9 protein-coding genes are annotated in these 12,268 nt (G+C 55.8%); 4 read left to right on the plus strand and 5 right to left on the minus strand.

Annotated features, from left to right (window positions below):
• Window positions 1-27 precede the first annotated feature (27 nt).
• From AC0V61_RS04675 to AC0V61_RS04685, 3 genes are read left to right on the plus strand one after another with little or no spacing between them, the layout of a single operon-like run.
• Window positions 28-1,434, plus strand: coding sequence for an efflux transporter outer membrane subunit (locus AC0V61_RS04675; RefSeq protein ID WP_486156108.1), 1,407 nt, complete (start codon window positions 28-30; stop codon window positions 1,432-1,434).
• Window positions 1,431-2,744, plus strand: a complete 1,314-nt coding sequence (locus AC0V61_RS04680) for an efflux RND transporter periplasmic adaptor subunit (protein ID WP_486156109.1) — start codon at window positions 1,431-1,433, stop codon at window positions 2,742-2,744. Before AC0V61_RS04675 ends, AC0V61_RS04680 begins: the two co-directional genes overlap by 4 nt.
• Complete coding sequence (locus AC0V61_RS04685; RefSeq protein ID WP_486156110.1) at window positions 2,741-5,932, plus strand: efflux RND transporter permease subunit; 3,192 nt, start codon at window positions 2,741-2,743, stop codon at window positions 5,930-5,932. Before AC0V61_RS04680 ends, AC0V61_RS04685 begins: the two co-directional genes overlap by 4 nt.
• Here AC0V61_RS04685 and AC0V61_RS04690 read toward each other — a convergent pair.
• The 3 genes from AC0V61_RS04690 to AC0V61_RS04700 form a co-directional block, all read right to left on the minus strand.
• The gene (locus AC0V61_RS04690; protein ID WP_486156111.1) at window positions 5,929-6,732 is read right to left on the minus strand and encodes an SDR family NAD(P)-dependent oxidoreductase; all 804 of its coding nucleotides are present in this window, start codon (window positions 6,730-6,732) and stop codon (window positions 5,929-5,931) included. The two genes, AC0V61_RS04685 and AC0V61_RS04690, sit on opposite strands and share 4 nt — an antisense overlap.
• 73 nt (window positions 6,733-6,805) lie before the next feature.
• Window positions 6,806-7,717, minus strand: coding sequence for a 2OG-Fe(II) oxygenase family protein (locus tag AC0V61_RS04695; RefSeq protein WP_486156112.1), 912 nt, complete (start codon window positions 7,715-7,717; stop codon window positions 6,806-6,808).
• A 21-nt stretch (window positions 7,718-7,738) separates the two neighbouring features.
• The gene (locus AC0V61_RS04700; protein ID WP_486156113.1) at window positions 7,739-8,533 is read right to left on the minus strand and encodes a CmcJ/NvfI family oxidoreductase; all 795 of its coding nucleotides are present in this window, start codon (window positions 8,531-8,533) and stop codon (window positions 7,739-7,741) included.
• 121 nt (window positions 8,534-8,654) lie between these two features.
• On the opposite strand from AC0V61_RS04700, the gene AC0V61_RS04705 reads away from it, so the two are divergent.
• The gene (locus AC0V61_RS04705) at window positions 8,655-9,569 is read left to right on the plus strand and encodes a LysR family transcriptional regulator (RefSeq protein ID WP_486156114.1); all 915 of its coding nucleotides are present in this window, start codon (window positions 8,655-8,657) and stop codon (window positions 9,567-9,569) included.
• Window positions 9,570-9,576: 7 nt separating this feature from the next.
• Here AC0V61_RS04705 and AC0V61_RS04710 read toward each other — a convergent pair whose 3' ends face one another.
• Together AC0V61_RS04710 and AC0V61_RS04715 are read right to left on the minus strand one after the other, a co-directional pair.
• On the minus strand, window positions 9,577-10,581 hold the full coding sequence (locus AC0V61_RS04710; RefSeq protein ID WP_486156115.1) for a zinc-dependent alcohol dehydrogenase family protein: 1,005 nt from the start codon (window positions 10,579-10,581) through the stop codon (window positions 9,577-9,579).
• 193 nt (window positions 10,582-10,774) lie between these two features.
• Entirely contained in the window at window positions 10,775-12,256 is a 1,482-nt protein-coding gene (locus AC0V61_RS04715) for a sulfatase family protein (protein ID WP_486156116.1), read from the minus strand.
• Window positions 12,257-12,268 lie beyond the last annotated feature (12 nt).

Consider the following 12,268-nt stretch of genomic DNA (forward strand, 5'->3'; position numbering starts at 1 on the left):
CACCTAGTCGCTTGCGCTGCTCTTGTGATGGCATTGACCGGATGCATATCGCTCGCGCCTGAGAGTAAGCAGCCGGAAGTCGTTTCTGATATTCCCACCGAGTTTGCGCTTTCTCCAACCTCAGGTGAATATAGCCCCGCGCGGTGGTGGGCACAGTTTGAGGACCCGGTGCTCGATGGTCTGGTTGAACAGGCTCTTGCGAGAAATCTCGACATTGCAGAAGCTGCCGGTCGGCTTGAGCAGGCAAGTGCGCAGGCACGCATTGCGCGCGCCGGACTGTTTCCCTCTATCAGCGCATCGGGCGATGCCAGTGTCACCAGCACCCCGCTTGATGGCAGCGCCTTTGGTGACCTTGCTGGCGGCGCGATTGACCGGATTGATAATGAGACCTTTGCGCTGAGCCTTGGCGCCTCTTATGAACTCGACCTGTTTGGTAGGGTGAGAAACGACAACCTTGCCGCACGCCGCGATGCGCTTGCAAGCGCGTATGACCTTCAAACAGTCAAGCTAAGCGCGGTGGCGGAGACGATTTCTGCCTATTTTGAGCTGGTAGATACCAAGCGCCAGATCGAGCTTGCCCGGCGCACAAGCGAGGTATTGGAAGACCGATCTGCGCGCACCGAAGATCGGTTCGAGCGCGGGTTAGTTGAGAGTTTTGAGTTGTATCAGGTGCGTCAGGACCTGCGCTCCACCCAATCCTCCTTGCCGCAATTGGAAAGCGGCCTCGTTACCGCGAAAGCACGGCTTGCACTTTTGCTTGGGCTCTATCCTGAGCAATTGGAAGAACAGCTCGAAGGGAGGTTGCGGCCGCGCTTGGTGTTTGAGCCTGTGCCCGCCGGGCTTCCTTCACGCCTATTAGAACAGCGCCCAGATGTTGCAGCGGCCTATGCTCGGTTCGAAGCCTCGCGTTATCGCATTGGCGCTCGGCGAGCGGAGCGTTTTCCCTCGCTTACGCTCAATGGGGCGATTGGAACGCAGGCAGGTGATTTCTCCGGCGCATTTGATTTCGGGACTAACTGGGCCTCCTCGCTCGCCGCTTCGATTGTTGCCCCGATCTTTGATGCAGGACGTATTTCGGCCAATATTCGCAGCGCACGTGCGGTTTATGACCAACAGGCTGCCGCTTATGCCCGGACGGTTTTGTACGCCTATGGGGAAGTCGGTAGCGCTGTTACCGACTACGACAAACAGCGTACACGCTATCGTCTTATTAGCTCACAATTGGCGAGTGCTGAGGCGTCGCTCGCACTGCAAGGCCGGCGATTTGAAGCCGGTGTTGGCGATTACACTGCCTATCTTGATGCCCTTCGCACTGTCTATCTCGTCGAAGGCAATCTGTCTTCTGCGGCCCGTGACACAGCCTTAGCACGGCTGGGTGTTCATCGCGCGCTGGGAGGCGATTGGGTGACCGAAATTTCTGGAGAAACACCTTGACCCGTCAGCTTTTTTGGTCGGCTGGATTGCTCGGTGGAGCTGTTCTTATTGCAGTGCTTTTGGTGTGGCTGCGACCCGCGCCTGTAGAGATCGAAAGGGTCAATGAAGCGCCTCTGGTGGAAACAACGCCGCTGGTTGCCGCATCCGGCCCGATCCCCGTCATCGGTTCGGGCACAGTGCAAGCGCGCGATGAGGTTACTATTGGCGTTGAGGTTGCTGGCAGGCTCACATATGTCAGCCCCGCCTTTCGGGAAGGCGGCGTGGTGAGCCGCGGCACAGTGCTGCTGCGAATAGATCAGAGCGACTATCGCAACGATGTGCGTATCGCGAAGGCTGATGTGGCTGCGCAAAACGTCGCGGTACTGCAAGCGGAAGAGGAAGTCGCGGTTGCCCGCGAGGAATTGGAGCGCTTTGCCGCGCGCGAAGCGGAGCGAAAGGATGCCGGCGGTGGCTCTCGCATTCTTCCCCCTCGCGATTTGTCACAAGCAGCCGATACGAACAAAAGCGGTCGAGGCAACGCTCAGGCCATAAACGAGGCACAGCCCTCATACGGCCTCGCTACGCGCGAACCACAATTGCGCTCTGCTGAAGCGGCGCGTGAAAGGGCAGCAGCAGGCCTTGCCGACGCTCAATTGCTACTCAGCCGCACCCGCGTGAAAGCTCCTTTTCGCGGTTTAGTGAGAACCGAGGACGCAGCGGTGGGCTCACTGGTTCAGCCGGGTCAAGCGCTCGGCTCAATCGTTTCCACCGCGGCATATGAGGTGCGGATTTCGCTCACTCCCGACGAGGCAGCGCTCATCCCAGGCCTTCTCCAAGCCAATACTGCGCGCATCCCTGCCCTGGTTACATCGCAGTACGGCGGCAAGACCTATAGCTGGGCCGGCTTCGTTGACCGCGCTAATGCAATCCTTGACCCTGCAACCCGCAATATCGAGGTGTTCGTTCAAGTTCCCTCGCCTTTGAGCGCTGGCAAATTCGCTGGCGAAGGTGAGAGTGTCGAAGCCGCACCGCCACTATTGCTAGGCGCCTTTGTGCAGGCAAAAATCACCGGTGCGAGCCTCGACAGTTATGCTGCTGTCCCCGCATTGGCTGTACGGCCAGGGAATGAAATTTGGGTGGTGCGAGACGGCATGCTCGCGATCCTTCCTGTGCGCGTTATTCAGCGTTCTGATGACATCGCCTACATAGCCACACCCAGTCTTGCTGAAGGCGGTGATATTATCATCTCCAACCTCAACGCACCAATTGAGGGAATGGCAGTGCGTATGGAAGCGCCTGCGAACAAAACGCAGGGCGAAGCCAAAGAATGAGCGAGGAGCCGCTCGACCGCGCACGAGACCGCACTGGCATCATCGCCTTTATGGCGCGCAACGGCGTTGCTGCGAACTTGCTAATGATCGCGATGTTCATCGTTGGGATGATCTCCTTCGGGCGCATAGTGCAAGAAGTCTTCCCCGAAAGCAGCCTTGATACGGTCTCGGTCAGCGTCAGCTATCCAGGAGCAACGCCAGCGGAAATCGAACAGTCGATTGTCCAACGTGTGGAAGAAGCCGTCGAGGCAGTAGAGAACGTCGACCGGATCAAATCGACCGCCTCTGAAGGTATAGGCACGGTCAACATCGAGTTCGAAGAGGGCACTAATATCGCGGTGGCCCTCGACGAGGTGAAGTCCGAGGTCGATCAGATTCAGACCTTCCCAGCCGAAGCCGATGAACCCGACATTCGCGAGCTGACAACCCGCTCAGTCGTTCTGCGGATCGCCTTGTTTGGCGATGTTTCCGAACGCGCTCTTAAAGAGACAGCGTTTGACCTCGAAGACCAAATCGCAGCCATGCCAGAGGTAAGCTATGTTCAAACAAGCTCTGTGCGCGACTATCAGATTTACGTCGATGTCCCACAAGAGCGCCTGCGTGCGCTAAACCTTTCTTTGCCCGACATTGCCCGGATCATCGGGTCAGATAGCCTCGATAGCTCGGCAGGATCGGTTGATACCGAAAGCGAGGAAGTGCGCATTCGCACAGTGGGTCAAAACTATGATCAGGCAGACTTTGAAGACATCGTCATCGTCAGCAGCCAAGAAGGCGACCTGCTGCGGCTTGGCGATATTGCCAGTGTTGACGACGGCTTTGAAGACACAGATCTGATTGCACGGTTCAACGATCAACCCGTCGCATTTGTGGATGTGTACCGAACCAGCGATGAGCGAGTTCTTGATGTTGCAGCGGCAGTCAAGGGCATGTTGGCGAGCGAATATAATCCGCCAGCGGGAGTAGATTTTGCGGTCTGGAACGACCAATCGCAAGTGCTCGAAGATCGCTATTCCATGTTGTTGCGCAATGCGGGCGTCGGCTTGATACTGGTTCTTGTTGCGCTCACCCTCTTCCTTGATCTGAGGCTCGCGTTTTGGAGCGCGGTTGGTATTGGCGCTGTGTTCACAGGCGCGATTTTTCTGCTCGAGGCGGTTGGTTCGAGCATCAATATGTTCTCGCTCTTCGGGTTTATCCTTGCGCTTGGCCTTGTGGTTGATGACGCGGTGGTTGTGGGCGAAAACATCTATGCCGAGCGAGAGCGCGGACGCAGCGGGATGGGCGCTGCCATCGCGGGTGCTCAGCGAGTGCGCGTTCCTGTCATCTTCGCGGTCCTCACAAGCATGGTCTCTGTGCTCCCTGTGCTCGCAGTGGGTGGCACAATCGGTAAGATTTCCGCAGACGTGCCTGTGGTTGTGGTCGCCGTGCTAGCCCTATCTTTGGTTGAGGCACTGTTGGTCCTGCCGCACCACCTTTCAAGCCTGCCTGCCGCTGGAACCTATGCCAAAAACGCCGTCACGCGGTTCTTTGAAAGGGTTCAAGCTGCGGTCGATCAGCGATTTAAAAGCTTTGTAGAGGGGCCGTTAGACACCGCCCTCCAATTCTCCGTAAAGGCGCCCATCGTAGTCATGTCCGGCGCGCTTGCCCTACTGATATTAATGGTCGCACTGGTGCCAGCTGGGATCATCAAAACGAGCTTTTTTCCAGATATCGAAGGCGATGTGATCTCCGCCTCGATAGAAATGCCAGCAGGCTCAACCGTCGAACGCACGCAGCAAGTCGCGCTCAAACTGCGAGAGGCAGGCGACCGCGTGCTTGCGCGCTATGCCAGCAAGGAAGAGCGTGATGCCGGAGTGCCGCCTGCTTTTGTGGACGCGATTTATTCGACCGTTGGTCAGCGCGCGGTGGGTCAAGGCGGGCCTCAGGGCACGCGCACACAATCCGCGCCCAATCTTGCCGATGTGCAGATCGCGTTAAAGACATCAGGCGAGCGCGAAGTGGGGGCAAGCGAGATTGAAAACGCATGGCGCGAAGAGATTGGAGAATTGCCCGAAGTCAAATCGCTCTCGATCACATCAGATGATGTGTCCTTTGGCGCGGCGATCAATGTCCAACTCTTTTCAGCCGACCCCGAAGTGCTCAATGATGCGCGCAAGCGGGTTATGGCAGGGATTGCCCGGATCAATGGCACCTTCGACATTCAAAGCGATCAGGACGCAGGCCTTCGCGAGATTGAACTGCGCCTGAAACCCGAGGCGCGCTCTTTAGGACTGACCGTCGAGGATATCGCAGGCCAAGTGCGCGCCGCCTTCTTTGGCGCAGAAGCCGTTCGCGTTCAGCGTGGCCGACAAGATGTGCGCGTCTATGTCCGCTTGCCTCAAGATGAGCGCAACTCGGTCGCCGATATCGAACAGCTTCGCATCCGTATTCCGGGAGGGGGTTTCACCTCCTTAGCCGCTTTGGCTCAACCGCAGTTTACCGAAGCGCCTGCGACAATCCGGCGCGAAGATGGGCGCCGCGCTCTCACTATCTCTGCAGATATCAACGAAAGCGCGGTTACCAGCGAGGAAGCAACAGATTTTATCGACCGCGAAATCATGTCAGCGATCAAGGCTGATTATCCCAGCCTGCTGTACGAATATGGCGGAGAGCAAGAGGAACAGCAGGAAAGCTTTGCAGACATAGGAAGCGCCTTCCTGCTCGCACTGGTCGCGATTTATTGCCTACTTGCGATACCGTTCAAATCCTACACCCAGCCCATCGTCATCATGGCAGCCATTCCTTTCGGCCTCATCGGCGCTTTGTTTGCGCACGCACTGCTTGGCATTCCGCTTGGCATCTTGTCGCTCTTCGGAGTGGTTTCGCTTGCCGGGGTTATCATCAATGGCTCATTGGTTATGGTCGATTTCTTTAATGAAAACCGCGCCGCCGGTATGAGCGCGGAAGACGCCGTTATCGACTCAGCCAAGTCGCGTTTCCGCCCGATCATGTTGACGGCGCTCACGACCTTCCTCGGCGTTGCACCGATCACGTTCGAGACCAGCAGACAAGCGCAGTTCCTCATCCCCATGTCCGCGAGCCTTGGGTTCGGTGTACTCATCGGAACAGGCCTATTGATGTTGGTGATCCCATCGCTGGTTATCCTGCATTCGCGCGCCATTGATGGGATCCGTAAGTTCTACCGGGTTTAACGTTCGCCAATAACTCTTTCGATTGCATCAATCACACGCTGGTTCTTCGCCGAGTTCAAAGCGTCAGGATGCGGCTGCCCAAACGCTTTTTGGTCATTGTCGTAATATTTGCCTGAGGCGTCTGCAAACTCATCGCTGAGCGCTGCGCGAGCCAGAATATCTGCGCCAATGCCAAGGTCTTGCCCCTGCCGGCCATAGGCTTCTTTGACCATCTTGCTACCAAGAAATGAGGCCGGGTTTACAGCAACAATCATTGGGTCAGAGGCACCCAGCCCGTTAGCCATTTCAATTGACCACATGGTGAGCGCAAGCTTGCTCTGAGCGTAAGCTGCGCTGTCTGAGAATGTTTGCTTGCTCAAAAAACCTTCGATGTCGACCGGAGACTGCGCGGCTGAAGACAAGTTCACCACGCGCCCTTCAGACCCAAGATTTGGCAAGAGCGCCTTGGTCAGCAGATACGGGGCAACGCTATTGACGATAAAGCGCACATCGTGCCCGCTTGCTGTCACAGGATTGGAAGTTGCGAAAACCCCCGCGTTGTTGATCAAGACATCGATCGAGCTGAAATCATCTTGAATAGCCGCTGCAAGCGCTGCGACTTCGCCAAGGTCCGAAAGATCCGCACGGTATGTCTTGATTGCCCCTGCGCCGGAAATGTTTGCGACTTCTTGCGCTGTGCGCGCTAGCTTTTCCTCACTGCGCCCATGCAAGAGAAGCGTATGCCCCTGCGCTCCGAGGAGTTTTGCAGTTTCAAGGCCGATGCCGTCTGTGGCACCTGTAATGATTATCGTCTTTGACATGAGATGTGTGTCCGTTGTTGGATTGGTGACGTGTGGTTTTTTTCAAACCACCATTTGAGAGGTGATTGCCCCGTCAGAAGGGAGCAAAGCCATCTGGTGAGATTTGAGGGTGTGACCAGCGCTCTTGCGGTGACGCGGTCGGAATAGAGCCGTGAGGGTAAGGCGTCTGGCCATGAGCTCCATAAAGCCACAGCACGAAATTGTGGCGCTCACCTTGCGTAATGGGCTTTGAGGCATGCATTGCGCGGCCATGGTGAATTAACGCTTTGCCAGGAGCAAAAGCCAGATCCTTCACCTTCTTTGTCGCTGGATCCATAAACCTTACCGCAGAGCCCGAGAACTCCTCACCAGGCAGGTTCAGGTTGATGTTCAAAGTCACGCTTGAAGCATCTGTATGAGCTTGCAGCGTGGTATCCTTGCCTGCCTCCCACTGGATCGAGAACCCAAAAGTCTGGCTGTCATAGCCATAGATATCGGGGAACAGCATTCGCGCAATTGGACGCGTGAAGTGATCCTGCAAGTCCTGATAAAAGGCTTGGAAAGTTGGCGCTGCAAGATGACCTTGGGAACGCGGATCAAGCATGGCTCCACCGCGATTGAGGACAAGCCCATATGGAGGGCGAAGCGGAATGTCCGCCTGCTCCACGCGCCTCAGGAACTCACGCAAATCGTCAAGCTTCTCAGGATCGAAGAATTGCGCTTCATAGACATCTGGAAAAACTTCGGTCCAAAGGTCTCGAACCGATTGTTCCTTTGAGGGATCCGCCCAAGCGCCTTCAACAGCCCGGCGAAGCTCGGGCGCGTAAAGCGATCGGTCAAGTGTCAGGCCCTTGAGGCCGTCTTGCTCTTCCCACTTAGTCCAAGCGTCTTTAAAAACATCGTCATTTTCGCTCCAGAAATGATCGACAGATGGAGCGCGTTGCAGCATTTCTCCGCGCGATGGGCGAAGGACGCTGCGTGCTTTTGTTAGTACATCGGTAGACATGGTTTGTGCCTTTCAAGAATGTTATGCGTATCGCACGAGGGTGCGGCTTTCGATGCTCATGCGCGGGCGCGCCGCGTTGACGTCGCTTGGAAGGTCGAGCGCACTGTGCGCGAGGTGCGGCCGCCCGCGATTGTCGTAGATATTGAAGATCACCACCTCATCAGGTGTCATCTCAGAGAGAAAGAACCAGTCGTGCGATTGATTGGCAGCAACGCCCAGAATTTGCCCAAAGCGATCAGGATAAATGAGCCCGATATCCATCCAGTCACTGGCGTCCATTGAGCCGGGCTGAATAAAGCCAAGCGGCGAGCTCTTGATCACATCTGCAACAGGCCGCCAGACATTCACAAAGCTATAGCCAGCGTCATGAAACTCACTCGAGCGGCTCTCGCCCACAAGGTCAATCAATCGCTGCTCGGCACCTGACTTGTTATAGTCATTATGAACATTGCGTGCCGGACGGCGCGCCGCTTTGGGATCATCGATACGCACTGTGTGATCGAAGACCAAGACGTCGTGTGCCCCGATCTGGCTCTTGAGAAGTTCACTCAACTCCCGATCATATATGGTCTGCCAATCTGTGCCATCGCTAAAGTCTTTGACAACCGATTTGTGGCGCAAGAACGAGATACCGTCGCGGGCAAATTCGGGCTGCCAGTCATGTGCGGCCTTGGCCCCGCGTAGGTCGGTGACTTTGATGTCAGTCTTGATGAGCTCTGGTGAAACCAAATTTCCGGTAATCCCACCAGCATCGAACTCAAACGCCTGTAGGGCGGTTTTCTTTACGTGGTAATTCACGCTCGCATTGATTTGCATCACGGCCCTCCAACTGGTCTGCGACACTGACTGTCGCGGCGTTGGACTTGAGATATTACCTAGCACTGCAATATAAAATACCGTATAATTGGATGCAGAATATAGAAATTGGATATAATAAATGGAGCTAGAGAGCCTGCGGTTGTTCGTACGGGCAGCCGAAAAATTGAATATCAGCGCGGCTGGAAGAGACCTTGGTTTAGCGCCGGCGGTTGCGAGCGCGCGCCTTGCCAAGCTTGAGCGCGAGGTGGGTGCCGAATTGCTTCACCGCTCCACTCGCAAAGTCTCTGTTTCTATTGAAGGCGAGGAATTCCTACCCTTTGCGCGCGAAATTCTAGCGCAGCGCGATGCAGCCATGGCAGCACTTGGGCAAGGGCGTCCTCAGGCCTCTGGAACCATTCGTTTCGCTGCCTCGAGCAGCTTTGCGCAGCTATACATCGCACCCATCCTGCCTGAATTTCTTGAGCGTAATCCTGAGATCGATCTCGACCTGCGCTTTTCTGACGCGCAGTTTGACCTGCTGGAGGGGAGTTTTGATTTGGCGCTACGCAACAGCTCGCTGGAAGACAGCAGCTTAAAGGCGAGAAAGCTCGCCGATGTTACCGAAATCTTGTGCGCCGCCCCTTCGTATTTGGAACACAAAGGCATGCCGCAAGAGCCAGCAGATCTCCTCAATCACGACCTGATCGCATTTCGCCAGCTTGATGACTCTTTGACACTAGTGCGGGGAAGCGAACGGGCCACCATCGCCATGAGAGGCAATCGCACCCGTATTCTGCTTGACGATGGCACCAGCCAGCGGTTGGCGACGCGGGCGGGTCTTGGCATATCGTTGAATGCGCGCTGGAATGTGAATTGTTCACTGCGCGATGGCAGCCTCGTACCAGTTCTCCCCGATTGGTATGTAGAAAGCGAGCGTGCGGTCTGGCTGGTCTATCCAAAATCAAATGTACTGACTGCCAAGGTTCGTGTGCTGATCGACTTTCTGGTTGAGAAAATCGGCCGTAACCCGCCGTGGCAGTCAGACATGCGCTAGTTCAAAATCAGTCGATCTCAATAACGACTTTGCCAAGAGCATCGCCATTGCTGAGATGAGCATAGGCGTCGCCTGCTTGCTCCATTGTAAAGCGCTGCTCATCAACCAATGGCTTGAGCTGTCCCGCATCCACGAGCGCTGCAAGCTGGGTCAATATCACACCGTGCGCATCCCGGTTAAAGTCGTGAAGCATCGGGATCAGCATGAAGACCACGTGGATCGAGAGACCTTTGAAGTGAGCTGGTGTCAAATCAAGCTCTAACATGGATACTGTGGTCACCACCTGACCATTAAGTGCGGCAGCTTCGAATGAGTTGCTCATATTTGCGCCGCCCACGCTGTCGTAAACAATGTCAAATCCCGCGCCGCCAGTATGCTCGGCGACGTAGTCCGGAACGGCTTGCGATGAATAATCAATCGGTGTCGCGCCATAGTCAGCAACAATCCTGAGGGCTTTTTCTCCGCGCGCCGTAGAATAGACATTTGCGCCCAGCGCAGCCGCTATTTGAACCGCGACATGGCCAACGCCTCCGGTTCCCCCGTGGACAAGGACCTTTTGTTCCTTGCTGACACCACTACGCAACCCGGCGCGCATCAAACCCTCGTAAGCTGTGATCCCGACAAGCGGCAGTGCGGCCGCCTCGCGCATGGAGAGCGACTTTGGTTTATGCGCAACGAGCCGCGCATCAGCAGCCATGTATTCAGCCAGGGCGCCAGGCAGCGCGCCAAGGCCACCCGCGCACCCGTAAACCTCATCGCCCTTAGAAAAACCCTCAACGCCTTCGCCAACCTCTTCAACGGTTCCGGCAAAATCCATCCCCAAAAGCGCGGGAAGATCCGGGGAGATTGGGGCCAAGTCTGCCCCCATTGAACGGATCATGGTGTCGACAGTGTTCACACTTGTCGCAGCGACCCGCACCAATAGCTCACCTGCATTAGCCGTTGGGTTTTCCACGTCGGTTTTGGTGAACTGGGCGTTCTCGCCAAAGTCATTCAGGATCATCGCGTGCATTGGGAAACTCCTTCGTAAAGTACAGGAGCGTAATATCGATGGTTCTTTGCAGTATAAACGTGATGGGTATCGAAACAGAATTCGGTTTTCGTATATAATGAAGCATGATCTCAGTTGGTCATAGTCACTGGTTCGCCCTCAAAGAGCCTTGGGCATCTGGCATGTCGAGCATGAGGGCAAACGTTTCCATCTTTTAAGGCTCGATCCATCCGCGCGGGTTAGCCTCCATCTCAGCACGCTTATCTGCCAAGGCCTTTGCCATAACGGTTGTCAGCTCTGGATCATGCACTGAGGTGTCATATGCCTCTCGCGGATCCAATTCGAGATTGATTAGCCACGGTCCTTCAGCCGAGGAAAAGGCAAATGCCATATTCATCGGACCATAGTTGACGTTACGAACGCCATGATACTTGTGCGTCGCATTGCGAACCGCCAACGCCTCATCAACAGCGAAGTAATAGAGATAGTCATGCGGCGTGCCTGCGTTGTCTTCCAGCATGGGAGCAATCGAGCGACCATCTAGGATGCGATCGGTGGGCAGAGGAAGGTCCAGCCAATCCGCAAAAGATGGCAACAGATCGATGCCCATGGCCATGTCGGACAGCTCTTGACCCGCCTCCAAACGCGCAGGCCAGTGGGCGATGAATGGCACCCTCATGCCGCCTTCCCAGGTTTTGCCCTTGCGCCCTCGCAGCGCGGAGGGATCGCCTTGCCACCAAGGGCCGTTGTCGCTGCTGATTATGATTATTGTATCGTCGAGCGCATCAGCCTCTCTAAGGGCTGCAACTATGCGTCCGACCCCGTCGTCCAGAGACTCGATTACGTCGCCATAAAGGCCTGCCTGAGAGCGCCCTTCCCGTCCCTCTTCGACGTGGAGCGGAACATGCGGGAAATTATGCGCGAAGTAGAGAAAGAAAGGCGCGTCCGCCTTGCCCGCTTCGCGTTCGATAATATCGACTGCTTCTTGCGTGTAAATCGCATCGAGTTTGGTTTGGTCGGCGGGGTGATCGACCTCTATCTCTTTGTCGCGGTAGAGCGCGAAAGGTTCCATATCGTTGCTGTGCAGAGCGCCGTAAAAGCTCTGAAATCCGAAGTCGTTTGGTAGGGACGGGCTGCTCTCCCCGACATGCCACTTACCCACCATAGAGGTGCGATAGCCGGCTGCCCCCAGCATATCGGCAATTGTGATCTCTTCAGCTGGCAGGCGGACATTTAGCCTGTTCAATTTGTTGATGGAACTCAGAGGGCTTGAGCCTGGAAACACGACATTCGATAGGCCTGCGCGCGGCGGCATTCGGCCCGTCAGGAACCCTGCGCGCGACGGGGTGCATACCGGTGATGGGGAATAAAATTGCGTCAGCTTGATGCCGCCGTCGGCAAGTGCATCAATGTTTGGCGTTGCGATCGCCTGTGCACCAAAGGCACCGATGTCACCGTACCCCAAATCATCGTAGAGGATGAAAATGATGTTCGGGCGCGAGGAGCGGTCGGACAGATCAGCGTTTTTCGATCCCTCCTTCAGCGTTTCAAGGTACTCCTGCTTGAGCGCCAAGTGCGTTTCATCATCGGATTGGCTGTAGAACAAGACTGTCCCGCCAACCCAGACAAGAGCGATCACAAGGAGCAAGGCCGGAAGCAGTAAAACGAGGCCAAGCCGCTTTAGCCATTTGCGCACGATTGCCATCTC

Source organism: Erythrobacter sp. JB1-4, from assembly GCF_057365025.1.

Bases quoted from the DNA above. Each gene is read 5' to 3' on its own strand.
- AC0V61_RS04700 (WP_486156113.1), bottom strand. From the start codon at position 8,533: ATGCAAATCAATGCGAGCGTGAATTACCACGTAAAGAAAACCGCCCTA.
- AC0V61_RS04695 (WP_486156112.1), bottom strand. From the start codon at position 7,717: ATGTCTACCGATGTACTAACAAAAGCACGCAGCGTCCTTCGCCCATCG.
- AC0V61_RS04690 (WP_486156111.1), bottom strand. From the start codon at position 6,732: ATGTCAAAGACGATAATCATTACAGGTGCCACAGACGGCATCGGCCTT.
- AC0V61_RS04685 (WP_486156110.1), top strand. From the start codon at position 2,741: ATGAGCGAGGAGCCGCTCGACCGCGCACGAGACCGCACTGGCATCATC.
- AC0V61_RS04675 (WP_486156108.1), top strand. From the start codon at position 28: ATGGCATTGACCGGATGCATATCGCTCGCGCCTGAGAGTAAGCAGCCG.
- AC0V61_RS04710 (WP_486156115.1), bottom strand. From the start codon at position 10,581: ATGCACGCGATGATCCTGAATGACTTTGGCGAGAACGCCCAGTTCACC.
- AC0V61_RS04705 (WP_486156114.1), top strand. From the start codon at position 8,655: ATGGAGCTAGAGAGCCTGCGGTTGTTCGTACGGGCAGCCGAAAAATTG.